This is a genomic window from Candidatus Paralachnospira sp. LCP21S3_A2, from assembly GCF_052118925.1.
Taxonomy (GTDB): Bacteria; Bacillota; Clostridia; order Lachnospirales; family Lachnospiraceae; genus Lientehia.
The window spans coordinates 55,257-79,870 of sequence record NZ_JBQKGG010000008.1 but is presented as its reverse complement, the minus strand read 5'-3'; the positions used below and the strand labels follow the sequence as shown (position 1 = coordinate 79,870).

The following is a 24,614-nucleotide window of genomic DNA, read 5'->3' as shown; positions in this document are numbered from 1 at the left end:
TGGAGTCTGAGAATGGCGGAAAGGAAGCTGCAGGAAAGAAAGCAAACGGATCCGAAAAAATGGAAGGTAGTGGTAAAAAGGCAGATGGAGCTGCCAGAACCAAACATGAGGGCGGAGGAACCGTTGAATGAAAGCCTGGGAGCATTTAAAGACGATCAGCCATCATAAGTACCTGGTTATGAAAAACTGTTTTCGGGTCGGTCTTTATAAGCAGGGTCTGCTTCATGACATGAGCAAGTATAGTCCGGCGGAGTTCTTTGTTGGCTGTAAATATTATCAGGGGACAAGAAGTCCTAATGCGGCTGAGCGGGAAGCAATAGGATATTCCTCAGCGTGGCTGCATCATAAAGGCCGTAATAAGCACCATTTTGAATACTGGATTGATGTGGATCCGAAAAACGGATTTCGGATGGGTGGAATGAGAATGCCGGTTCGCTATGTGGTTGAGATGTTTATGGATCGGATCGCAGCATCTAAAACCTATCAGAAAGAAGCTTATACGGATCGAAGTCCGTTGGAATATTACGAACGGTCGAAAGCTGTTATGTTGATCCATCCGACAACGCGCCGTCAGCTGGAGATCCTTCTGCACATGCTGGCAGAAAAAGGAGAAGAAGAAACCTTCCGTTATATCCGGAAGCATATCATAAGAAGAAAAGAACTGCCGCTTTAGGAGAAATCCGGAAGCGGCAGCTTCTGACTGGAAGAACTTTGAAGTGAAACGTGAGACAGGGCTGGCCGGAAGAACTTTGAGGGAGAGCGTGAGACAGGGCTGGCTGAAAGAACTTTGAAGCGGAGCGTGAGACAGGGCCGGCCGGACGGCGTTTCCGGGATTGTGAAACTTGCGTGAATTTCCCGCAGAAACTATGGAAAACCGTCGGTAAGTCTGATAAAATAGCTTCATATGTGAAGAACGAAAAGAACAGAGAAACTTCCGAAAAAGGAGGAATTTCAATATGGAAAAACTGAAGGTTCTTGTGGTAGATGATGAAAGCAGAATGCGGAAGCTGGTCAGTGATTTCTTAACAAAGAAGAATTTTGTTGTGGTGGAAGCAGGAGACGGCGAGGAGGCCGTGGATCTCTTTTTTGAGCAAAAGGACATCAGTCTGATCATCATGGATGTGATGATGCCGAAAATGGATGGATATGAGGCAGTGAAAACAATCCGCCAGTATTCTCAGGTGCCGATCATCATGCTGACGGCCAAGAGTGAGGAGCGGGACGAGCTTCAGGGATTCCAGCTGGGAATTGATGAATATATTTCAAAGCCCTTCAGCCCGAAGATCCTGGTTGCGCGGGTGGAGGCGCTGCTGCGCCGGAGCGGAACCGTAAAGACTGACAGTGTTCAGGTTGGAGGAATCGTTCTTGATAAAGCAGCCCACCAGGTGACTGTGGACGGAAAACCGGTGGATTTAAGCTTTAAGGAATTTGAGCTTTTGACGTATTTTGTGGAAAATCAGGGAATTGCCCTTTCCAGAGAAAATATTCTGAATCATGTCTGGAATTATGATTATTTCGGAGATGCAAGAACCATTGATACTCATGTGAAGAAGCTGCGGAGCAAGCTTGGTTCCAAGGGAGATTATATTAAAACGGTCTGGGGCATGGGATATAAATTCGAGGTGGATAAGGAATGAAAAACAGGATCCGGGTCAAATATATGATGATTCTGGCCGGGACTGTGGCGGCGGTGATCTTGGCGAGCTGGATCGCCATTAACATTGGTCTGGAGCCATATTATATGCAGCGCAAGCAGGAGACGCTGGAGAAAGCACAGAAAAAAATTGCCGAGAGCCTGGAAAATGAGGACGGAACGGTTACCGATGAGATGAAGCATTATCTCTGGAAGGTGAAGGAGAATTTCAATGTGGATATCATCTACTGGGATTCCTCCCAGAACCTGCTGTATTCCACATCGGGAAATAATCTGGTTCGGGGAGGCAATGATCTGTTTGCTTATGTGCTGGGAAAAAATCAGTCAGTAAAAAAAATCAAGGAGACCAGCCAGTATCAGATCAATAAGACTTATGACAGTACTCTGGATGCCTATTATATGGAGATGTTTGCGTCCTACTCTAACGGAGGGTTTTCTCTTCTGCGGGTGCCGCTTCAAAGCATTTCGGAGACAGTCCTGTTGATCAATCAGTTTCATATTTATGTGACTGTGGCCGTGGCAGCAGCAGGATTGATTGCAGCGTGGTTTATGATGCGGAACATGACAAAGCCGATTCTGGAACTTTCGTCTTTGGCGGAGCGCATGGCAGGGCTTGATTTCACTGCACGGTATGAAGGAAAGGATAAGGGTGAGATCGGGCTTTTGGGAGACAGCATGAACCACATGTCCGAGCAGCTGGAAAGAACCATTCAAGATCTGAAAACAGCAAACCTGGAGCTGAAGCGGGATATTGAGCAGAAGACCAAAACGGATGAGATGCGCCGGGAGTTTTTATCCAATGTGTCCCATGAACTGAAAACACCCATTGCTCTGATCCAGGGCTATGCAGAGGGCTTAAAGGAGGGAATCAATGATGATCCGGAGTCCATGGCCTGGTACTGCGATGTGATCATGGACGAGTCGGCGAAAATGAATACCATGGTGAAGAAGCTGCTGACCCTGAATCAGATCGAGTCGGGCGGAGAACAGATCTCCATGGAGCATTTTGACCTGATCGAAATGATCGAGGGCGTACTCAATTCTTACCGGATCATGGTGGAACAGAAACAGGCAAAAGTGGAATTAAAGAGCCCGGAGCAGGTTTATATCTGGGCTGATGAATATATGGCGGAGGAAGTGATCCGCAATTATATCGGAAATGCACTGAATCACATTGAAGGAGAAAAACGGATCTGGATCAGTGTGAAGAAAGAAAACAGCAAGGCCCATCTGGAGGTGCGGAACACCGGAACGCCCATTCCTGAAGAGGATCTCGGACGGATCTGGGATAAGTTTTATAAGGTGGACAAGGCCAGAACCAGAGAATACGGCGGAAGCGGGATCGGCCTTTCCATTGTGCGTGCGGTCATGGAAGCCCATAACTGTGCCTATGGAGTCCGGAATGAAACAGATGGTGTAACATTCTTCTGCGAGTTTGACTGTAAATAGAAGCCGTGTTATACTGGTGGGAAGAGGAGCGCTTATGATAGGTTGGATCATCGCAGGAACGGTGATTGCTGCCGGAGCTGCGGCGGCTGTCTGTTCCCATTATGAACGAAATCATGTCCGGTTTCCACGGTATGAGGTGGAGTCGCCGGGAATCGGATCAGCTTTTGACGGATATACCATTGTAGTATTGGCGGATCTTCATGAAAACGGAGTCGGAAGACGGAATAATCGTATGCTGGCGGAAATCCGCCGGATTCACCCGGACGCTGTGATCGTGGCCGGGGATCTGGTCATGGCGAAGCATGGAACAGCGATATTTTCGGAGACGGTTCATCTGATGAAACGTCTGGCATACCGTTATCCGGTCTACTACGGGCTGGGAAACCATGAGGCCAGAATGGGGTGGAAGCCGGAGGAATACGGTGATGCCTATGCGCGCTGGTATGAGGAAATGAAGCGGATCGGCGTAACAGTGCTTGATAATGTTTCTTTGACACTGCGCGACGGTGCGGACGCTTTGACTATCACCGGGCTGGATCTGGACCGGCATTACTATAAGAAGGTTAAACAGCCGCCTCTGGAGCAGGACTATCTGGAACAGACGCTGGGGATTGCCGGAAAGGATGAGTACCATATCCTGCTGGCTCACAGTCCCTGTTATTTTAAGAATTATGCGGCATGGGGCGCGGATCTTGTATTCAGCGGACACTATCATGGAGGAACGGTCCGTCTGCCTCTGTTAGGCGGAGTGATTGCCCCGAACTTCCGTCCATTCCCCTGTTACAGCCGTGGAAAGTATACAAAAAACGGAAAAACCATGATCGTAAGCGGCGGTCTTGGAACCCATTCGGTGAATTTCCGGCTGGGAAACTGTTCGGAGGTCCCGGTGGTCACACTGCGGGCGTCAAAGGAGCAGGGGACGCAGAGAGAATGAAAAAGAAATGAGGAAAAGTCATGCAGCCGGTATTGTCGGTAAAGCTGGAGGCCTTTGAAGGACCTCTGGATCTGCTGCTTCATCTGATTGATAAAAACAAAGTGAATATCTATGATATCCCCATTGCCGAGATCACGGATCAGTATATGGAGTATGTACGGGCCATGGACAAGGAGGATCTGGATGTAGTCAGCGACTTTCTGGTGATGGCGGCAACGCTTCTGGATATCAAGTCGCGGATGCTTCTTCCTGCAGAGGTTAACGAGGAGGGAGAAGAAGAGGATCCCAGACAGGAACTGGTGGAACGGCTCCTGGAATATAAAATGTATAAATACATGGCAGGTGAGCTGAAAGACCGTCAGACGGATGCGGAGCGCATGATCTATAAGCCGGAGACGATTCCGGATGAGGTGGCGAAATATCGTCCGCCGGTAGATCTTCCGAAGCTTCTGGAGGGGGTGACCCTGGCAAAGCTCAATACGATTTTCCAGTCGGTGTTAAAACGACAGGAAAACCTCATTGATCCGGTTCGTTCCAAATTCGGACAAATTGAGAAAGAACCATTCCGTGTATCGGTGAAGATCGTGGAGGTTCTGCGGCTGGCCGCGGCGAGGCGGGATCTGACCTTTCGGGAGCTTCTTTCGGCGCAGTCGGGGAAAATCGAACTGGTGGTGACATTTCTGGCAGTGCTGGAGCTGATGAAGATGGGGGTCGTGACCTTAAAGGAGACGGAAGAGGAGGATTTCCTCATGGTGCCGTCACAGGAGCTTATTGAGAACACGGATGAGCTGGCGGAGGAGATTGCCGCCAACATTGATGCGTAGAATTATTGAAAGTAAGGAAGATGATTGAAAAAACAGGAGGAGCCGGAGAAGGTGCCGGCTTCGGAACAGAGATAGAAAAAGCGGAACAGAAAAGGCAGGAATCTATGGAGATCAGGGAAGCAAAAACGATCCTGGAAGCAGTGCTGTTTGCCATGGGCGGATCCGTGGAGCTGAAAGTACTGGCACTGGCGGTGGAGCAGGACGAGGAAACCACAAGAAAGCTGGTACACAGCCTGGCGGATGATTATGACGCTGAGAAACGTGGTATGAAGATCATTGAGCTGGACGGCGCGTTTCAGATGTGCACCAGACCGGAGTATTATGAAAATCTGATCCGGGTGGCATCCCAGCCGAAAAAGTATGTGCTGACCGATGTGCTTCTGGAAACCCTGTCGATCATAGCCTATAAACAACCGGTGACGAAAATGCAGATCGAGCAGATCCGTGGGGTGAAGTCTGATCATGCGGTCAACAAGCTGGTGGAATATAATCTGGTGGAAGAGGTAGGCAGAATGAATGTGCCGGGCCGCCCCATTTTGTTTGGAACAACAGAGGATTTCCTGCGGAGTTTTGGCGTGACTTCCCTGGAGGAGCTTCCGTCCATGCGGCCGGAGCAGGTCGAAGAGTTCAAGCAGGAGGCAGAGGAAGAGGTTCAGTTAAAGCTGGATCTGTAGGAGGAGCGACATGAAACGAATTGGTTTTATTGGCTGTGGAAACATGGCGGGCGCTATGATTGGCGGGATCGTCGGGAAAAAGCTGGTGGCACCGGAGGAAATTTATGCGTCCAACCGCAGTCAGGGCGCCCTGGACCGGGCAAAGGAGCAATGGGGAATCTGTGTGACGCGGGATAACCGGGAAGTGGCAAAGGAATCGAAGATCATTGTTCTGTCGGTGAAGCCCCAGTTTTATGAGCTGGTGATCGGGGAAATCAGGGATGTGGTGACAGACGATCAGATCATTTTGACCATTGCACCGGGAAAGTCTCTCGGCTGGCTGGCAGAGCAGTTTGGAAGAAAACTGAAATTTGTTCGTTGTAATCCCAATACGCCGGCACTGGTGGGAGAGGGCGTTACCTCGGTCTCGCCCAGCCCGGAGGTGACAGAGGAGGAGCTTTCTGAGGTCATGGAGATCCTGGAGAGCTTCGGAAGGGCAGTGATCCTTCCGGAAACCATGAGCGAGGCAGTGATCGCGGTCAGCGGAAGCGCAGTGGCATATCTGTTCATGGTGATCGAAGCCATGGGAGATGGCGCGGTAGCGCTTGGCATGCCGAGAAAGCAGGCGTATGAATTTGCGGCGCAGGCCATGCTGGGGGCAGCAAAGATGGTTCAGGAGACCGGACTTCATCCGGGAGCCCTGAAGGATATGGTATGCTCTCCCGGAGGAACCACGATCCAGGCAGTTCGTGTTCTGGAGAAAAAGGGGCTTCGGAGCAGTCTTATAGAGGCTATGATCGCGTGTGCGGAAAAGGCGAAGGGAATGTAAATCAGCAGATAATGATTCAGCGTCAAGAGAAAATGTGCCCCGGGCGCTGAATTGTTTCAGGAATATAAATATAAAAAGGAAATGGGAAAACAACTGCCAGGAAGGAGAAAGACATGAAAAAAGTGACGGAGATGACGAGAACAGAGCTGGAAAGCCTTCACGAGGAACTGGTAAAAGCCTATGAGGACTATAAGGCGCAGGGTCTTTCCCTGGATATGTCCAGAGGAAAGCCGGCAGCAGCCCAGCTTGATCTTAGTAATGATCTGTTTGAGGCGCTGGATGATTACCATACGGAGTCTGGTCTTGATGCGAGAAATTACGGGGTGCTTGACGGAATTCCCGAAGCAAAGAAGCTGTTTTCGGAACTCCTCGGAATTCCGGCAGACCAGATCATTGTCGGTGGAAGCTCCAGCCTGAACCTGATGTACGATGAGATCGTCCGTCTGGTGCTGTTCGGAACCCATGGTGAGAAGCCCTGGAAGGATGTTAAGGTAAAATGGCTCTGCCCCAGCCCCGGATATGACCGTCACTTTGGCGTGACGGAAGCTATGGGCTTTGAACTGATTCCGGTTCCCATGACTTCGGAAGGTCCTGACATGGATGTAGTAGAAAAGCTGGTGGCTGAGGACGATACCATCAAGGGAATCTGGTGTGTACCGCTTCATGCAAATCCTACCGGTGTATGCTATTCCGATGAAACGGTGGATCGTCTGGCAGCGATGAAGACGGCGGCAAAGGATTTCCGGATCTTCTGGGATAATGCCTACGGTGTTCATCATGTATACGAAGAGGTAGCGTTAAAGGATATTTTCAAGGCCTGCAGGGATGCCGGTCATGAGGATCGTCCGATGTATTTCTTCTCTACCTCAAAGATCACCTTCCCCGGCGCAGGCATTGCCATCATGGCTTCCAGCCCGGCTAATGTGGAAGAGATCAAGAAACACATGGGTGTTCAGACCATTGGGTTTGACAAGCTGAATCAGCTTCGCCATGTGAAATACTTTAAGAATGCAGAAGGCGTCCGTGCCCACATGAAGAAGCTTGGTGAAGCAATCCGTCCCAAGTTTGATATGGTATTAAAGACTCTGAGCGCAGAGCTTGGAGAAACCGGTCTTGCCACCTGGTTAAGCCCTAAGGGCGGTTATTTTGTGGCACTGGATACGCTTCCCGGCTGCGCAAAGAGAACGGTAGCCCTTGCCAAGGATGCAGGTGTCAAGATGACCGGCGCAGGTGCAACATGGCCTTATAAGAACGATCCTCAGGATACCAATATCCGAATTGCGCCGACGTATCCGACTCTGGAGGAGCTGGATCAGGCTATCCATCTGTTCTGCCTGTGCGTGAAGCTGGCCGGCGTGGAGAAGCTTTTAGCAGAATAATATAGCGGAATAAAAGATCAGGAACCTGACGTATGGCTCACATACGGAGGTTCCTGATTTTGAGAACCGGAAAATCAATCAGATCATAAAATCAGGAGGAGAACGATGTTTGCAGAGAAAATGGTGGAGCTGGGAAGCCGCCGCTCCACGATCCGGGAAATTTTTGAATATGGAAAGAAACGGGCCGCTGTTGTAGGCAGGGAGAATATTTTTGATTTCAGTATTGGAAATCCCAATGTTCCTGCACCTCAGGCAGTGACAGATGAGATTGTCCGTCTGGCACAGACAGAAGATGCGGCGATGCTTCATGGTTATACCAGTGCCCAGGGGGATGCCGGTGTACGGGAACGGATTGCAGAGGCCATTAATCAGGCTCATGGGACCTCATTTCAGGGCGATAACCTGTATATGACGGTCGGCGCAGCTGCTTCTCTTTGCATTTGCTTTAAGGCCATTGCGGAAGCAGGAGATGAGTTTATCACGTTTGCGCCGTTCTTCCCGGAGTACAAGGTTTTTGTAGAAGGAACCGGAGCGAAGCTTTTTGTGGTTCCTGCGGACATCGAGCGTTTTCAGATCAATTTTGAGGAGTTTGAGAAGATGTTAAATCCCCATACGAAGGGTATTATTGTCAACTCCCCCAATAATCCCTCCGGCGTGGTTTATTCAGAAGAAACGATCCTCCGGCTTACAAAGATTTTAAAAGAAAAGTCTGACCAGTATGGTCATCCGATCTATCTGATCGCCGATGAGCCATACCGGGAGATCGCTTATGATGGTGTGAAGGTTCCGTATCTGACAAAGTATTATGACAACACCTTTGTCTGCTATTCCTACAGCAAATCCCTGTCCCTTCCCGGTGAGCGCATCGGTTATATAGTTGTGCCCGATGAGATGGAGGAGTCAAAGAAGGCATATGCGGCAGTCTGCGGCGCCGGCCGTGTCCTGGGCTATGTGTGTGCCCCTGCCATGTTCCAGCGTGTGGCGGCAGCCTGCACCGGCATGACGTCTGATATTTCTGTTTATCGGAAAAACCGGGATCTGCTCTACGACGCACTGACTGAAATGGGATATTTCTGTGTTAAGCCTCAGGGAGCATTTTATCTGTTTCCCCGCGCGCTGGAGGCCGATGCGAATGCCTTCTGTGAAAAAGCAAAGCAGTTTGATCTTCTGCTGGTGCCCGGCGATGACTTCGGCTGCCCCGGTCATGTGCGGATCTCCTACTGTGTTCAGACAGAGATGATCGAACGGTCTCTGGGAGCGTTTAAAAAGCTGGCAGAGCTGTATAAATAAAAGAAGAGAAAGACTTCCGGGCACCGTCATCCAGATCCGCCAGTCGCTTTCAGGCAAAGTTACCTCTGACGGATATTGGAAGTATCGGTACCTGGAAATCAAACACAGCAAAAAAGTGAAAGTCAGGAATGTTCCTCATTACCCGGCAGAAGAGGTGGAAGGAGGATTCCTGGCTTTTACAGTTATTGGGATAATCAGATAGTAGGAAATGAAAAAAGCGAACATCCAACTGAATGTTCGCTTCGTGCAGTTGGAGGGACTTGAACCCTCACGAGCGTAATGCTCACATGAACCTGAATCATGCGCGTATGCCAATTCCGCCACAACTGCATATTCTTTTTTGTTAAGAAACAACTCGTTTCTTTTTGCTTGTTCTGTGTTTTTTGTTGACCACCGAACAATCAGTAGTATACTCCGAATCGTCACAAATGTCAACACAATTTTGAAAAAAAGTTAAAAAATTTTTCCTGTAAAAAAATCGTCAGAAACTATTGACAATTATCACGTTCAATGATATTATTATACCTGCGTCAAGCAATTGACGGTTCGCAGTTGTGGCGGAATTGGCATACGCGCTAGACTAAGGATCTAGTGAGCATTGCGCTCGTGCGGGTTCAAGTCCCGCCAACTGCACTGCTAAGGCTCTTCGGAAACGAAGAGCTTTTTTTCGCGAAAGCTACAAGCCATGCCATCAGGAACGTTGTTTGCCCGGCATGCTTGCATGAACCGGGCAAACAACGTTCCTGATGATAGGGCGCCAGCCCGCGAGCGACAGCGCGAAGCGCTGGAGCGTGCATGGCGAAGAAAGCAGACCGGCCGGAAAGGGCGCCAGCCCGCGAGCGACAGCGCGAAGCGCTGGAGCGTGCATGGCGGAGAAAGCAGATGGCCGGAAAAGCCGCCAGTCCGCACGCGAAGCTCTGTCGAAATGGCCCGTAACATTTAGATAACTCTTGGAAAGGAGTCCCCTATGAATGCGATCAAATACTTAAAACAGCTTATGCTTATCATGTCCGTATCGTTTGTCGGTGAGCTCTTGAACCGTCTGCTTCCGTTTCCGGTACCGGGAAGCGTCTACGGTCTGGTCCTGATGCTGATCTGCCTTTTAACCGGTCTGATCCGTCTGGAGCAGGTAGAGGAGACGGCGGATTTTCTGGTGAAGATCATGCCGGTGCTGTTTATCGGTCCCTGTGTCAGTATGATCACCGTGGTTGGCGGACTGGCGGACGCGCTGGTGCCGATCCTGGTGGTTTGTGTGGTCAGTACCATAGTGGTCATGGCAGTGACCGGCTGGGTGGCACAGGCAGTCCTTGGACGAAAAAAGAATAAGGAGAATGATCATGAATAGCTTTCTTCAGAACAACGTGTATTTTGGCTTTTTTCTGGCCATCGGATCTTATCTGATCGGCGTATATTTACAGAAGCGGTTTCCGTATACAATTTTTAATCCATTGCTGGTCAGTACGCTGATCTGTATTGCGGTGCTTTTGCTGTTTCGGATCGACTATGAGGTGTTTGATGCCGGGGCATCACACATCACCTATTTTCTGACACCCTGTACGGTTTGCCTGGCCATTCCCATGTATCGCCAGATCATGGTTCTGAAAAAGAACCTGGCGGCGATTCTGATCAGTATTTTCAGTGGCTGTCTGGCAGCAGCGCTTTCCATTTGGGGATTATGTAAACTGTTTCACCTGAATGCGGAGGTATATCATTCCCTTCAGCCGAAATCAGTGACAACTGCGATTGCCATGGGCGTTTCCGAAGAGCTGGGTGGGATCACGACGCTGACGGTGGCCGCTGTGGTGGTGACCGGACTGTTTGGCGCTGTAGCGGCCAAGAGCCTGCTCCGGATCTTTCGGATCAAACATCCCATTGCCGTAGGGCTTGCCATTGGAAACAGTGCTCATGCACTGGGAACCAGCCGTGCCATGGAAATCGGTGAGCTGGAGGGAGCCATGTCCAGTCTGGCTGTGGTTGTCGCCGGAATCGTAACGGTGTTGCTTGCATCGATTTTTTCCGGACTGATTTCCTAGAGAGCGGTCTGAAGCAGATAAAGGCGGCAGTGAATAACCGGATTGGAAACGAGTATTTTTCTGTCAAAACAAAAAAAGGGTTGAGAAAATCAAAAAGAACGAGTATTATATACATAACGTAACAATAAGGGGAGTAGCCGGCATGAAAATGGATTCCATGGCGTCAGTACGGTCGTAAGACCCGCCGGGAATTGAAATGGCGAGACTTTATTGCAGCTTATTCAGGCTGCAATAAAGTCTCGCTTTCTTTTTCGCGAAAGCTACAAGCCATGCCATCCGAAACATCTGTGCCCGAGCATGCTTGCATGAACCGGGCAAACGATGTTTCGGATGATAGGGCGCCAGCCCGCGAGCGACAGCGCGAAGCGCTGGAGCGTGCAGGGCGGAGAAAGCAGGCGGCCGGAAAGGCCAGCCCGCGAGTGACAGCGTGCAAGGCGAAGCTGTGTGTAACGATTTGGAAAGGAGAATTTTATGGAGTTTTTATGGCAGGGCGTATTATCGATTACCTGGCAGCAGGCGGTCATGTATCTGGTAGGACTGTTATTGATCTGGCTGGCGATCCGGAAAGGGTATGAACCGGCACTTTTACTGCCAATGGGATTTGGTGCGATCCTGGTGAACCTGCCCATGAGCGGCGTGCTGAATCAGATGGTAACAGGGGTCGGAGAAACAAACGGAGTGATCCAGTGGCTCTTTCAGGTGGGCATTGAAGCGTCGGAGGTTATGCCGATCCTGTTGTTTATCGGTATTGGCGCCATGATCGACTTCGGACCACTGCTGGAACAGCCAGTCATGTTTTTTTTCGGAGCAGCGGCGCAGTTCGGAATCTTTGTGGCCTTGTCCCTGGCGTGTCTACTGGGTTTCCCGTTAAAGGATGCGGTTTCCATCGGGATCATCGGAGCAGCAGATGGACCGACCTCGATTCTGGTTTCTCAGATTGTTCATTCTAACTACATTGGTCCCATAGCGGTGGCAGCCTATTCCTATATGGCACTGGTGCCGATCATCCAGCCGTTTGCGATTAAACTGGTGACGACGAAAAAAGAACGGCAGATTGAGATGGAGTATGAACCGGGAAATGTTTCGAAAGCTATGCGGATTGCATTTCCCATTCTGGTAACGTTCATTGTGGGGCTGCTGGCACCGTCGGCAGTGGCGTTGGTTGGATTCCTGATGTTCGGAAATCTGCTGCGGGAATGTGGCGTTCTTGGGACACTGTCAGAGACGGCTCAGACCACATTGACCAATCTGATCACCCTGCTCCTTGGAATCACGATTTCTTACAGCATGCGGGCGGAAGCCTTTGTCAATTGGAAAACACTGATGATTATGGCCATCGGATTGTTCGCGTTTGTGTTTGATACGGTTGGCGGTGTGCTGTTTGCAAAGATTTTAAATCTGTTTCGGAAAAAGAAAATCAATCCGATGATTGGTGCGGCGGGAATCTCAGCGTTTCCCATGTCATCGCGGGTGGTGCAGAAGCTGGCCATGGAGGAAAAGCCCGGAAATGTTCTGATCATGCAGGCGGCAGGAGCAAACGTTTCCGGACAGATTGCTTCCGTTGTGGCAGGCGGAATCATCATCAGTCTGGTAGGGCAGTATTTATAAAAGGAGGACAGTATGAGCAATCTGGATAATTTTATCATCTCTCTGGAACTTATGGGAAAAGGTATGGCCGGGATCTTTGCAGCGATTCTGGTGATCGTGATTCTTGTACAGATCATGGGAAAGGTGGGAAGAAAAACGGAGAAATCTTCAAAGAATAAATCAGGAAAGTAAGATAGGAAGCGGGTAAAAGGAACCGTGTAAAGGGAACCGTGTAAAAGCGCATGCAGGGGTGGCATTTTCCGGAAGAATCGCTTATAATAGGGAACAGCTTGAAAACGCGAATTCAAAGGCAGAGCGGAAAAGGAGTCAAAACCATGAAGAAAGAAATAACCATAAAGGAATTGTATGATCTGGATCATACTCTGGCGGAGGAATATCTGTCGCAGTATACCTATCCCTGGGAGGCGCTGGCAGGACTGGGAGATTTTATCCTGGAGCTGGGAGCGAAGCTTCCAAAGGAAGAATATGAGGAGATCAGAGAGCATGTGTGGGCGGCGAAGTCGGCGAAGATCGCGCCAACAGCTTTTATCAAAGGACCGGCGATCATCGGGAAGAATACGGAGGTGCGCCACTGCGCCTTTATCCGCGGCAATGCGCTGGTAGGGGAGAACGCTGTGGTAGGCAATTCTACGGAGTTAAAGAATGTGATCCTGTTTGATCATGTGCAGGTGCCGCATTATAATTATGTGGGTGATTCGATCCTGGGCTATTATGCCCATATGGGAGCCGGTTCCATTACTTCCAATGTAAAGTCAGATAAGAAGCTGGTGGTAGTAAAAGCCGGAGAGGAACGGATCGAGACAGGGCGGAAAAAGGTCGGAGGTATGCTGGGGGATCATGTGGAGGTCGGCTGCGGAACGGTTATCAATCCCGGCTCTGTGGTGGGGCGAAACACCAGTATCTATCCTCTTTCCATGGTGCGCGGCTGCATCCCGGCCGATTCGGTATATAAAAATCAGGGAGAAATTGTAAAGAAGCAGGATTAAATGAACAGGTGAAATAAAAGGAAGAGGACGAAACCTCTTCCCAATGATAAAGGACAGCCCCACAGAGGAACTGTCCTTTTCAGGCTCAATATTCGTTGGAACCGAATGGATGACCGGTTTTGGAATCCATTCAGTCTCACGACAAATCATGAGTTATGAGGAGCAGAACTGATCGTTATGGAGCAGTTTATGCTCTTTCCCCTTTAAGAGGCCTTCATAGAGGGAGAGAATCATGGGATTCTCGTCACTCTTCTTAATAATGGAAATGTTGTCGGCCTTGTAAAGTCCCTCGGCACGGGCAGCCTTGGTGCGGTCACCGGCAAGACGGGGCTGGCCGCCACCCATGATACAGCCGCGGCGGCAGGCCATGACTTCAATCAGGTGATAACTCTTTTCCCCGCTCTTTACCTGTTCCATAACAGCTTTTGCATTGGCAAGACCGCTGACTACGCAGATATTCAGCTCTGTGTCACCGTAGGGAACGGAGAATTCCTTGATGAAGCCGTCCTTGCGGACACCGCTTTCTGCGATATGATCCAAAGTGGTCTTATTATGGCTGGGAGTCAGACGTCGGAGCACAGCCTCAGTCACGCCGCCGGTCACACCAAAGATCACACCGCCGCCGGAGCCAAAGCCAAACGGAATATCGGAGGCCTCCGATTCCAGATTCGCAAAGTCGATACCGGTGGTGCGGATCATCTGAATAAGCTCGGTGGTGGTGATCACATAGTCGGTATCCTGTTCCCCATCCGTGAAGCTGTTGGGACGCTTGGCTTCCATCTTTTTCGCCGTACAGGGCATAAAGGAGACCATAACGGTGCGCTTGCCCTCACTGTGGGCAGGATCGCGGAAGTATTCTTTTACGACGGCGGACATCATGCCCTGAGGAGAACGACAGGTGGAAATATGATCAGCATACTCAGGGAAGTGATCACCGGCAAATTTTACCCATGCAGGACAACAGGAGGTGAGAAGCGGAAGCTTTTCTCCGGATTCCAGCCGGGACAGAAATTCTGCAGATTCTTCCATGATGGTAAGGTCAGCACTGAAGGAGGTGTCATAGACCTCGTCAAAGCCCATACGGTGAAGAACGTTGACGATTTTTCCCATGACGCTGCGTCCCTTTGCGAGACCGAAGGCGGCGCCGACTGCCACGCGGACCGCAGGAGCAATCTGAGCGACCATACGGACACTGGGGTCAGCCAGAAGATCCCATACCTGATCCTTATTGGTGCGAATGCTGATAGCACCGGTGGGGCAGAAGACGCGGCACTGTCCACAGCTTACGCAGTCGGTGGTGGACAGCTCCCGGTCAAAGGGAGGCATGACCATTGCTTCAGAACCGCGGAAGGCAAAGCCCAGCGCGCCAATGCCCTGAAGCTCGCTGCAGGCGCGGACACAGTTGCCGCAAAGAATACATTTATTGGGATCACGGACGATAGCGGGAGAGCTCAGATCCAGAGGACGCTCCTCCCGGTAATTTTCGTAGCGCACCTGGGTCACATCGAAGCGGTGTGCCAGAGTCTGAAGGTTGCAGTCACCGCTCTTGACACAGGTGGTACAGTCGCGGCAGTGGGCAGCCAGTAAAAGCTCAATGATCAACTTCCGGTATTTTTTCAGCCGGCCGGTATTGGTGTAGATCACCATGCCATCCCTGGGCTCCTCGGAGCAGGAGGCGAACATCCGTCCCCGCTCGTCCTCCACGGTACACAGACGACAGGCACCAAAGGTGGAAAGCTCTGAGTGGTAGCAGAGGGTCGGGATATCGATTCCGGCTTTCCGGATAATGGTTAAGAGATTTTTCTCGTTGGTAAACTCAACTTTTCTTCCGTCAATGGTAATTGTACCCATGCTCAGCCCTCCTATGCTTCAATGTAAATGGCGTCAAATGCACAGTTGTCCTTGCAGGCAGAGCACTTGATACATATTGCCGGGTCGATATGGTAGCATTCCTTGCGGACACCGGTGATGGCACCCACAGGACAGTTTTTGGCGCATTTTCCGCAGCCCTTGCAGTATTCCGGATTGATGACGAACTTCCGCATGGCCTGGCAGACCTTGGCGCGGCATTTATGATCCCTGATATGTTCCACATATTCCTCGCGGAAGGTCGTTAAGGTACTGATGACCGGCAGCGGAGCACTTTTTCCGAGGCCGCACAGAGCCATGGAACGAATCATGTCAGCCAGCTCTTTCAGCCGGTCCAGATCCTCCATCTCGCCCTTGCCGTCTACGATCCGTTCCAGGATCTCCAGCATGCGCTTGGTGCCTTCCCGGCAGGGAACACATTTTCCGCAGGATTCCCGCTGGGTAAAGCTCATGAAGAACCGGGCAACCTCCACCATACAGGTGTTGGTGTCCATGACCACCATGCCGCCGGAACCGACGATGGCGTTGAATTTTTTTACAGAATCGAAGTCCAGAGGTTCATCCAGATGATCCCTGGTTAAACAGCCGCCGGAGGGACCGCCGATCTGAACAGCCTTGAACTCGGCACCGTTCTTCAAGCCGCCGCCGATGTCGAAGATGATCTCACGCAGAGTCGTACCCATGGGAACCTCGATAAGACCGGTATTTTCGATGGAGCCGGTCAAAGAAAAGGTCTTTGTTCCGGGACTTCCCTCGGTTCCGATACTGCGGTACCAGTCAGCACCCTTTAAGATGATGCCAGGTACGTTGGCGAAGGTTTCCACATTGTTTAAAACGGTCGGCTTTTCCCAGAGCCCCTTTTCTACCGTGCGGGGAGGCTTTACACGGGGCATGCCGCGGTTTCCTTCGATGGAAGCAGTCAGTGCCGAGCCCTCACCGCAGACGAATGCACCGGCGCCGCGGTTAATATGTAAATGGAAGGAGAACTCAGTTCCTAAAATGTGATCGCCGAGCAGTCCTGCGTCCTCCAGAAGTGCAATGGCATGGCGCAGTCTGGCAACGGACATGGGATATTCAGCCCGGACATAGATATAGCCATCAGCTGCCTTTACAGCGCGGGCTGCGATGGTCATGCCCTCGATGAGCTTAAAGGGATCTCCCTCCATCACGGAGCCATCCATGAAAGCTCCGGGGTCTCCCTCATCGCCATTGCAGACCACATAGCGAATCGGCTCCGGCTGACGGGCTACCTGTTTCCATTTCTTTCCGGCCGGGAAGCCGCCGCCTCCTCGTCCGCGGAGTCCGGAGCGGTCGATCTCATCGACAACCTCATCACTGGTCATTTCGAACAGAACCTTTTCCAGAGCCCTGAAGCCGCCGACTGCCAGGTATTCATCCAGAGATTCGGCATCCAGCTTTCCGCAGTTTTCAAGAACCAGTCTGGTCTGCTTTGCCATGAAGGGAATGTCCTCGGGATGGCGGTAGTGGATCTCTTTTTTTGTATAGAGCAGGTGTTCCACGACCTCGCCCTTCAGTACAGTCTGCTCAAAAATTTCGTAGCAGTCCTCAGGCTGTACCTTCACGTACTGGATTGTTTCGTCTCCGCGCTGGATCCGAACCAGGGGCCCCAGTTCACAGAAGCCCTGACAGCCGGTTCTCTTTACGCCAACGCTCGTTTCGTCCTGGTCATGAGGTGCAAATTCCAGGGTTACGCCATCCGTGTCACGGGCGAGATCAGCGAAAATATCATGGATTTTTGCGGAACCGGTGGCGATACAGCCGGTGCCGGAACAGACAAGAATCCGGCAGTCCTGGAACGAAATGGTCTGTTTCGCAGCTTCCCGGATCTGAGTTAATTCATCTCTGTTTTTAATCATCAGCCTTTCCCCCTCAGTTCATGAATGATTTCCAGTGCCTTTTCCGGTGTCATGGATGGGTGTACCTCCTCGCCGACCATCATGGTCGGTGCGAGTCCGCAGGCGCCGAGACAGGATACCGTCTCTACGGTGAACATCATATCGTCCGTGGTATGTTTCTTCTTGTTGAGTCCCAGTTCTTTGAAAAGTGCTTCCAGGACCGGAGTGGATTTGCGGACATGACAGGCGGTGCCGTCGCATACCTTAATGACATATTTTCCCTTGGCTTCAAAGGAGAAGTTTTCATAAAAGGTTGCTACACTGTAAGCCTTTGTTTCGGTGACGCCGATTTGCTTCGCGACATAGGTTAACAGCTCACCGGGCAGATAACGATACTCCGCCTGGATGTCCTGCATGATCGGAATGAGAGAAGCAGCCTTTCGACCGTAATGGTCGATGATCTCATCGGCTTTCCGGTAATACGTCTGATCGAGCATGGTTTGACCTCCTGTTAAATTTTTGGCTATCTCGTATAAAATTATACTTTTGCAAAAATCTTACCATGTTTTATAAAAAATAAATACAGTGAAAAACAACAAAAATACCGAACTGTTTTTGGCAAATCAATCAGTTCGGCCTTGAAATTCAGAAAAGTTCACTTTTTTGAAAATGTCGATTGTTTTTAATGACTTCCCTGAAAATATTGTTCATATTTTAACAAAATAATTCTATTATCTGATAATTTATTCACGAACCGGAATCCTTATGGGAGGTCGGGGCTTTTCCGTCGGAGACAGGGGCTTCCTGGGGAGATGCAGGTTCCTTCGGTGTTGTCTGATTGGTTTTCCGGAGCCGTTTTTTTTCATCGGCGCTGTCTGTCAGGAGCTTGTTGAGAACTGCGCCCAGCAGGACGATGTTCATGCAGATATACAGCCAGAGCATTAAGAGGATTAAAGCGGTCAGACTGCCGTAAATATAAGAAAAGTTTGCCACATGGTCAATGTAGAGCGAATACACATAGGAAAAGATCATCCAGCCGAAGGTAGTAAAGGCTGCTCCGGGGATCTGCCGCCAGAAGGAAAGCCTGGTGTTTGGCAGGATCGTGTAGATAAATACAAAGAACAGCATGAACAGAGCAACGGAAAAACCGGCACGGAAAAAAATGATCACTGCGGAAAACTGAGCCAGATGGGGAAGCCAGGATTCCAGAAGAAGCTGAAGGCGGTTGCCGAACAGCAGGACACCGATGGCGAAGATCAGGACAAATACAAAGCCAACGGTGTAAACGATGGACAGCAGGCGCTGGACCACCACGTTTCTTGTTTCCTTAATATGAGCAATGTTGTTGAGGCCCTGCTGGAGCGAGTAGATGGCTTTGGATGCAGACCAGAGGACCGTAACCGTGGAAATCGAAACGATGGTTCCTGCAGAGTTGGTGTAAACGTCGTTGATCAGGCTTAAAACCAGATTCTGAAGCTCCGAAGAGTTTGGAAGAACTGCCAGGATCGTGCTGGTCATGGTTTCCCTGGAAAAGGGGATCAGAAACTGGATCAGCGGAATCACCAGCATGATAATGGGGAGCGCGGAAATGACAATAAAAAAAGAAACCTGCGCTGCATAGACCGTAAGCTTATCCTCAAAGATATTGTTTATGATTTTTCCCAAAAAGATCCGAAATCGTTTCATTTGACACCTCGTCTGCCGCTGTCCGGCGGTTTCATCCATGAAATCATAGCATGAAGCAGATGAAATTTCAAGCGGAAAGCCGGGCACGGAGCAAAGAATCCCTTGACAAGAAGAAAGATTATGTTAAAATATGTCATAGGTTTATACAAAAAAGGCGATGAACGTGTTATTAGATGCAGCGCTTTCTGTCAGAGAGAGGAGGCCACCGGCTGAAAGCCCCCTTGAGTTCAGGCGTGCATTGAAATTCCCACGGGAGCCGTATCTCCCAACAGAACCCGCAGGTGAAGACCGGTAAAACCGGCCGGCGAAACGGAGTGATCAGTAAGAGATAACGTAAGCCGCGCGTTAGACGGAGTATGAGAGCCTGTGAAAACAGGAATCAGGGTGGTACCGCGAGAACATCGTCCCTTTGCCGAAAGGCAGAGGGATTTTTTATTTCATAGGAAAGTTCTTTCTATGAAATAAAAAAATTCCACGGGAATTTGCGTCCGGTGAAATACAATGGTTTCATAGGACTTTATGAAGAAAAGGAGAGCGTTATGAAAGAAAAGCTGGAGAAGATCAGACAGGCCGCGCTGGAGCGGATCGCTGATTCCGATGCGCTGGAGACCTTAAATGAGATCAAGGTTGCTTATCTCGGCAAAAAGGGAGAATTGACCAGTGTATTAAAGAGCATGAAGGATGTTGCACCGGAGGATCGTCCTAAGGTCGGTCAGATGGTCAATGAGACCCGTGCCGCCATCGAGGAAAAGATGGAGGAGGCAAGAGCCAAGCTTGCCAAGCATGCAAGAGAAGAAAAGTTAAAGAGAGAGGTCATTGATGTGACTCTTCCCGCAAAGAAGAATCATGTGGGACATAAGCATCCCAACACGGTTGCTTTGGATGAGGTAGAGCGGATCTTCGTCGGCATGGGCTATGAGGTAGTGGAAGGTCCTGAAGTGGAATACGATTATTACAATTTTGAAGCACTGAATATACCGAAGGGGCATCCGGCAAGAGATGAGCAGGATACGTTCTATATTAATGACAGGATCCTGCTCCGCAGTCAGACCTCTCCGGTACAGGTCCGTACCATGGAGACCAGAGAGCTTCCTATTCGGATCATTGCTCCCGGCCGTGTGTTCCGTTCCGATGAGGTGGATGCGACCCATTCGCCTTCCTTCCATCAGATCGAGGGCCTGGTTGTCGATAAGAACATCACCTTTGCAGACCTGAAGGGAACACTGGCGGAGTTTGCCAGGGAGCTGTTCGGCGAGGATACAAAGGTAAAATTCCGTCCTCATCATTTCCCGTTCACAGAGCCCAGTGCCGAGGTGGATGTGACCTGCTTTAAGTGTCATGGAAAGGGCTGCCGGTTCTGCAAGGGCAGCGGCTGGATCGAGATCCTCGGCTGTGGTATGGTACATCCCAATGTGCTTCGGATGTGCAACATCGATCCTGAAGAGTATTCCGGCTTTGCGTTCGGCGTCGGACTGGAGCGTATTGCCCTGCTGAAATATGAAATCGATGACATGCGTCTGTTATATGAAAACGATATCCGTTTCCTGAAGCAGTTCTAAGAGAAAGAGAGGAAGTTATGAATACAGCGTTATCCTGGATCAAAGCATACGTTCCTGACCTTGAAGTAACGGCTCAGGAATATACCGATGCCATGACTCTGACCGGAACAAAGGTCGAGGGCTTTGAGCGTCTTGATAAAAATCTGGAGAAGATCGTGGTCGGCCAGATCGTTTCCATTGAAAAGCATCCCGATGCCGACAAACTGATCATCTGCCAGGTGAATATCGGTGAAAGGATGATCCAGATCGTTACCGGTGCTCCCAATGTGAAGGAAGGGGACAAGGTTCCCGTGGTTCTGGACGGCGGAAAGGTAGCAGGCGGCCATGACGGCGGTGCGCTCCCTGAGGACGGGATCAAGATCAAAAAGGGAAAATTAAGAGGCGTGGAATCTGACGGTATGATGTGCTCCATCGAGGAGCTTGGTTCCTCTAAGGATATGTATCCCGATGCACCGGAGTACGGTATTTATATTATGAAGGAAGATACTCCCGTGGGAGCAGATGCCGTTGAGATCCTCGGTCTTCATGATGTGGTATTTGAATATGAAATTACCTCCAACCGGGTAGACTGCTACAGCATCCTCGGAATCGCCAGAGAGGCAGCAGCAACCTTCGGAAAGAAGTTTGTTCCGCCGGTTCCCGAAGTAAAGGGCAATGAGGAAGATGTTCATGATTATGCTTCCGTGGAGGTAGCTGACACCGATCTCTGCCCCCGTTACTGCGGTCGTGTGGTAAAGAATATCAAGATCGGACCGTCTCCGGAGTGGATGCAGCGCCGTCTGGCAGCCAGCGGAATCCGTCCCATCAACAACCTTGTGGATATTACCAACTACGTTATGGAAGAGTACGGCCAGCCCATGCATGCCTTTGACCTGGACACCATTGCCGGTCATAAGATCATTGTGAAGCGTGCCAAGGACGGCGACCAGTTCCAGACTCTGGACGGCCAGATGAGAACCCTGGACAAGGACATTCTCATGATCAACGATGCCGAGAAGGAAGTCGGCATTGCCGGTATCATGGGCGGTGAAAATTCCAAGATCACCGAGAATGTCAAGACGGTCCTGTTTGAGAGCGCCTGCTTCGATGGAACGAATATCCGCCTTTCTGCCAAGCGTCTCGGCCTTCGTACCGATGCATCCGGAAAGTATGAAAAAGGACTGGATCCCAACAACGCAGAAGCTGCCATCAACCGTGCCTGCCAGCTCATCGAGGAGCTTGGCTGCGGCGAGGTAGTCGGCGGTATGATCGACGTATGCACAAAGAAGTCGGAGCCGAGGAGGATTCCGTTTAATCCGGATAAGATCAACAGGCTTCTTGGAACCAGTGTGTCCAGAGAAGATATGGTTTCTTATTTTAAACCGCTGGAAGTAGAGGTGGACGGTGATACGGTAATCGCACCGACCTTCCGACAGGATCTTGTATGTGAAGCTGATATTGCCGAAGAGGTAGCAAGGTTCTTTGGCTATGCGAACATTCCGACAACCCTGCCCTCTGGTGAGGCGACCACCGGAAAGCTTTCCTTTAAGCTTCGTGTGGAGCAGGCCGTCCGCGAGGTAGCAGAGTTTTGCGGTTATTCCCAGGGCATGACCTATTCCTTCGAAAGCCCCAAGGTGTTTGACAAGCTCTGTCTGCCGGCAGATTCTCCGCTGCGCCGGACCGTTACCATCATGAATCCGCTGGGCGAGGACTTCAGCATCATGAGAACGATTTCTCTTAATGGTATGCTGACGTCTCTGGCAACGAACTATAACCGAAGAAACAAGAATGTGAAGCTTTATGAGCTGGGCAACATCTATCTGCCCAAGGCTCTGCCTTTAACCGAGCTTCCCGACGAGCGCATGCAGATGACGCTTGGCTTCTACGGAGACGGTGATTTCTTCACCTTAAAGGGGGTTATCGAGGAAATCTTCGACCGCCTTGGCATGACGGAGAAGATCACCTATGATCCCAAGGCAGGAAAGCCCTTCCTGCATCCGGGCCGCCAGGCAGCGATCCATTACGCCGGACGGTGCATGGGGTATCTGGGCGAGGTTCATCCCGATGTGCTGGATAACTACAATATCGGTGATCGGGCCTATGTGGCCGTTCTTGATATGCCGGAGGTGACGGCATGCGCAAGCTTCGAACGCAAGTACACCGGAATCGCCAAGTTCCCGGCTGTAACCCGTGACATCAGTATGGTTATGGACAAGAGCATCCTGGTGGGCCAGGTCGAAGAGATCATCGAGAAGCGTGGCGGAAAGCTTTTGGAGTCCTATCATTTGTTTGACCTTTACGAAGGCTCCCAGATCGCGGAGGGCTGCAAGTCTGTAGCCTATTCCATCACATTCCGTGCGGCTGACCGTACCCTGGAAGACAAGGATGTAAGCGCCATCATGGAGAAGATCTTAAAGGATCTGAAGGAAATGGGAATCGAGCTTCGTGCGTAAAATCAGAATATATGAGGCGTCCGCAGAGTAATCTGCGGACGTTTTTCTTATGGGGCAAGGCCCTGTTTTCGTTTCATAGGAAAGTATGTCCCATGAAAAAATTTTTTATGGGAAATTTTTGTCTGCATATTCTGGACTCCTTTTTTTCACACTAATCAAAAAGGAGGATCGGATCATGGAGCGATATTTGAAGATCATCGGAGTACATGGAAGGGAAATTTTAGATTCCAGAGGAAATCCCACAGTGGAAGCGGAGGTGACAGTGGAGGGCGGAGTCATGGGGCGGGCTTCCGTTCCTTCCGGAGCGTCCACCGGCTCCTTTGAGGCGAAGGAGCTGCGGGATGGCGGAACACGGTTCGGAGGGCTTGGCGTCCGCCAGGCCGTAACCCATGTCAATACGGTGCTGGCTCATGCCGTTTTAGGGAAGAATGCAGCCAACCAGACGGAGATCGACCGCTGCCTGATCGAAGCTGACGGGACAGAGAATAAAAGCCGCCTGGGGGCCAATGCCATTCTCGGAGTCTCCATGGCAGCGGCCAGGGCAGCCGCTCAGGCGCTGGGGCTTCCGTTGTATGCGTATCTTGGCGGAATCCACGGAGAGCGGCTGCCGGTGCCCATGATGAATGTTTTAAACGGCGGGCGTCATGCCGACAACACCATCGATTTCCAGGAATTTATGATCATGCCGGTGGGAGCAGAATCCTTTTCCGAGGCGCTGGAGGCCTGTGCGCGGGTTTATCATAGCTTAAAGAAGCTTTTGAAGGAGCGGGGGCTGTCCACTGCTGTCGGTGACGAGGGCGGCTTTGCGCCGGATCTGCCGGATACAGAGGCAGTGCTGGGGCTTCTTTTAGAGGCCATGGAAGCATGCGGCCAGCGTCCCGGTATCGACATGTCCATCGCCATGGATGCGGCGGCCAGTGAGCTTTATGATGAGGAGCGGGATGCTTATTATTTCCCCGGAGAAAGTCGGATGCGGGGCCATGAGGTATGGCGGGTGAGGGACGAGATGATCGCGTATTATGAGGAGCTGACAGCACGGTTTCCCATTGTATCGCTGGAGGACGGTCTCACGGAGGAGGACTGGTGCGGCTGGAAGCTTCTCACAAAATATCTGGGAAACCGGATCCAGCTGGTGGGTGACGATCTGTTTGTCACCAATACGGAGCGGCTCCGCCGCGGGATCGATCAGCGGATTGCCAATGCAATCCTGATCAAGGTCAATCAGATCGGGACGCTGAGCGAGGCCTTTGCGGCGATCCAGATGGCTCAGAATGCCGGCTACCGGGCGGTGATCTCTCATCGGTCCGGAGAGACCGAGGATACCATGATTGCTGATCTGGCAGCTGCCTCCGGCGCCGGTCAGATCAAGACCGGAGCTCCCTGCCGAACCGACCGCACTGCCAAATACAACCAGCTTTTGCGGATCGAAGAGCAGCTGGGAGGAAGGGGAAGATTTGAAAATCCTTTTTCCGGGTATTGAGCTGCTGGCAAAGAAAAAAGCACTAAAATCAGTGCGAACTGCGATAAAAAGCACCGAAATTAGTGTTGAACTGCGATAAAAAGCACCGAAATC

General features: G+C 50.8%; 21 protein-coding genes and 2 tRNA genes. 18 read left to right on the top strand and 5 right to left on the bottom strand.

What is annotated here, in order from left to right:
- Nucleotides 1–127: 127 nt before the first annotated feature.
- The 9 genes from ACTQ3K_RS07765 (at nucleotide 128) to ACTQ3K_RS07725 (ending at nucleotide 9,012) form a co-directional block, all read left to right on the top strand.
- Entirely contained in the window at nucleotides 128–673 is a 546-nt protein-coding gene (locus tag ACTQ3K_RS07765; RefSeq protein ID WP_441566892.1) for a DUF5662 family protein, read from the top strand.
- Between the two features lie 283 nt (nucleotides 674–956).
- Nucleotides 957–1,637 carry a response regulator transcription factor gene (locus ACTQ3K_RS07760; RefSeq protein WP_441566894.1) on the top strand — a complete coding sequence of 227 codons (681 nt, stop codon included), beginning with the start codon at nucleotides 957–959 and terminating at the stop codon, nucleotides 1,635–1,637.
- Entirely contained in the window at nucleotides 1,634–3,103 is a 1,470-nt protein-coding gene (locus tag ACTQ3K_RS07755) for an ATP-binding protein (RefSeq protein ID WP_441566896.1), read from the top strand. Before ACTQ3K_RS07760 ends, ACTQ3K_RS07755 begins: the two co-directional genes overlap by 4 nt.
- 34 nt (nucleotides 3,104–3,137) lie before the next feature.
- Nucleotides 3,138–4,037, top strand: a complete 900-nt coding sequence (locus ACTQ3K_RS07750) for a metallophosphoesterase (RefSeq protein WP_441566898.1) — start codon at nucleotides 3,138–3,140, stop codon at nucleotides 4,035–4,037.
- Nucleotides 4,038–4,057: 20 nt separating this feature from the next.
- Nucleotides 4,058–4,861: a segregation and condensation protein A gene (locus tag ACTQ3K_RS07745; RefSeq protein ID WP_441566900.1), complete on the top strand. Its 804-nt coding sequence runs from the start codon at nucleotides 4,058–4,060 to the stop codon at nucleotides 4,859–4,861.
- A gap of 104 nt (nucleotides 4,862–4,965) precedes the next feature.
- The gene (gene scpB / locus ACTQ3K_RS07740) at nucleotides 4,966–5,535 is read left to right on the top strand and encodes an SMC-Scp complex subunit ScpB (protein ID WP_441567009.1); all 570 of its coding nucleotides are present in this window, start codon (nucleotides 4,966–4,968) and stop codon (nucleotides 5,533–5,535) included.
- 10 nt (nucleotides 5,536–5,545) lie between these two features.
- Nucleotides 5,546–6,343, top strand: coding sequence for a pyrroline-5-carboxylate reductase (gene proC, locus ACTQ3K_RS07735; protein WP_441566902.1), 798 nt, complete (start codon nucleotides 5,546–5,548; stop codon nucleotides 6,341–6,343).
- Nucleotides 6,344–6,456: 113 nt separating this feature from the next.
- Nucleotides 6,457–7,722 carry an aminotransferase class I/II-fold pyridoxal phosphate-dependent enzyme gene (locus tag ACTQ3K_RS07730; protein WP_441566904.1) on the top strand — a complete coding sequence of 422 codons (1,266 nt, stop codon included), beginning with the start codon at nucleotides 6,457–6,459 and terminating at the stop codon, nucleotides 7,720–7,722.
- Nucleotides 7,723–7,827: 105 nt separating this feature from the next.
- Nucleotides 7,828–9,012 (top strand): pyridoxal phosphate-dependent aminotransferase, encoded by a 1,185-nt coding sequence (locus tag ACTQ3K_RS07725; protein WP_441566906.1) that lies wholly within the window; start codon nucleotides 7,828–7,830, stop codon nucleotides 9,010–9,012.
- Nucleotides 9,013–9,257: 245 nt separating this feature from the next.
- Here the strand turns inward: ACTQ3K_RS07725 and ACTQ3K_RS07720 are convergent.
- A tRNA-Leu gene (locus ACTQ3K_RS07720) sits at nucleotides 9,258–9,342 on the bottom strand.
- 218 nt (nucleotides 9,343–9,560) lie between these two features.
- Between ACTQ3K_RS07720 and ACTQ3K_RS07715 the strand changes: the two genes are divergently transcribed.
- The 6 genes from ACTQ3K_RS07715 (at nucleotide 9,561) to ACTQ3K_RS07690 (ending at nucleotide 13,639) form a co-directional block, all read left to right on the top strand.
- Nucleotides 9,561–9,645: transfer RNA gene (locus ACTQ3K_RS07715), tRNA-Leu, on the top strand.
- Nucleotides 9,646–9,979: 334 nt separating this feature from the next.
- Nucleotides 9,980–10,357 (top strand): CidA/LrgA family protein, encoded by a 378-nt coding sequence (locus ACTQ3K_RS07710; RefSeq protein ID WP_441566908.1) that lies wholly within the window; start codon nucleotides 9,980–9,982, stop codon nucleotides 10,355–10,357.
- Complete coding sequence (locus ACTQ3K_RS07705; protein ID WP_441566910.1) at nucleotides 10,350–11,045, top strand: LrgB family protein; 696 nt, start codon at nucleotides 10,350–10,352, stop codon at nucleotides 11,043–11,045. The genes ACTQ3K_RS07710 and ACTQ3K_RS07705 overlap by 8 nt, the downstream gene beginning before the upstream one ends.
- 471 nt (nucleotides 11,046–11,516) lie before the next feature.
- Nucleotides 11,517–12,653 carry a sodium ion-translocating decarboxylase subunit beta gene (locus tag ACTQ3K_RS07700; RefSeq protein ID WP_441566911.1) on the top strand — a complete coding sequence of 379 codons (1,137 nt, stop codon included), beginning with the start codon at nucleotides 11,517–11,519 and terminating at the stop codon, nucleotides 12,651–12,653.
- Nucleotides 12,654–12,665: 12 nt separating this feature from the next.
- A complete protein-coding gene (locus ACTQ3K_RS07695) occupies nucleotides 12,666–12,824 on the top strand; it encodes a hypothetical protein (protein ID WP_441566913.1) in 159 nt (52 codons plus the stop codon).
- Between the two features lie 143 nt (nucleotides 12,825–12,967).
- Entirely contained in the window at nucleotides 12,968–13,639 is a 672-nt protein-coding gene (locus ACTQ3K_RS07690; RefSeq protein WP_441566915.1) for an acyltransferase, read from the top strand.
- A 153-nt stretch (nucleotides 13,640–13,792) separates the two neighbouring features.
- Here ACTQ3K_RS07690 and ACTQ3K_RS07685 read toward each other — a convergent pair whose 3' ends face one another.
- The 4 genes from ACTQ3K_RS07685 to ACTQ3K_RS07670 form a co-directional block, all read right to left on the bottom strand.
- Nucleotides 13,793–15,490, bottom strand: a complete 1,698-nt coding sequence (locus ACTQ3K_RS07685; protein ID WP_441566917.1) for a [FeFe] hydrogenase, group A — start codon at nucleotides 15,488–15,490, stop codon at nucleotides 13,793–13,795.
- Nucleotides 15,491–15,501: 11 nt separating this feature from the next.
- Nucleotides 15,502–17,385 carry an NADH-ubiquinone oxidoreductase-F iron-sulfur binding region domain-containing protein gene (locus tag ACTQ3K_RS07680; RefSeq protein ID WP_441566919.1) on the bottom strand — a complete coding sequence of 628 codons (1,884 nt, stop codon included), beginning with the start codon at nucleotides 17,383–17,385 and terminating at the stop codon, nucleotides 15,502–15,504.
- A complete protein-coding gene (locus tag ACTQ3K_RS07675; protein ID WP_441566921.1) occupies nucleotides 17,385–17,861 on the bottom strand; it encodes a complex I 24 kDa subunit family protein in 477 nt (158 codons plus the stop codon). Before ACTQ3K_RS07675 ends, ACTQ3K_RS07680 begins: the two co-directional genes overlap by 1 nt.
- A gap of 250 nt (nucleotides 17,862–18,111) precedes the next feature.
- Nucleotides 18,112–19,050, bottom strand: coding sequence for a YihY/virulence factor BrkB family protein (locus tag ACTQ3K_RS07670; RefSeq protein WP_441566923.1), 939 nt, complete (start codon nucleotides 19,048–19,050; stop codon nucleotides 18,112–18,114).
- A 539-nt stretch (nucleotides 19,051–19,589) separates the two neighbouring features.
- Here ACTQ3K_RS07670 and pheS point away from each other — a divergent pair.
- The 3 genes from pheS to eno all read left to right on the top strand — a co-directional run bounded on the left by pheS (nucleotide 19,590) and on the right by eno (nucleotide 24,521).
- On the top strand, nucleotides 19,590–20,609 hold the full coding sequence (gene pheS, locus ACTQ3K_RS07665; RefSeq protein WP_441566925.1) for a phenylalanine--tRNA ligase subunit alpha: 1,020 nt from the start codon (nucleotides 19,590–19,592) through the stop codon (nucleotides 20,607–20,609).
- 17 nt (nucleotides 20,610–20,626) lie between these two features.
- Nucleotides 20,627–23,041 carry a phenylalanine--tRNA ligase subunit beta gene (pheT, locus tag ACTQ3K_RS07660; protein ID WP_441566927.1) on the top strand — a complete coding sequence of 805 codons (2,415 nt, stop codon included), beginning with the start codon at nucleotides 20,627–20,629 and terminating at the stop codon, nucleotides 23,039–23,041.
- Nucleotides 23,042–23,216: 175 nt separating this feature from the next.
- Nucleotides 23,217–24,521 (top strand): phosphopyruvate hydratase, encoded by a 1,305-nt coding sequence (gene eno, locus ACTQ3K_RS07655; RefSeq protein ID WP_441566929.1) that lies wholly within the window; start codon nucleotides 23,217–23,219, stop codon nucleotides 24,519–24,521.
- Nucleotides 24,522–24,614 lie beyond the last annotated feature (93 nt).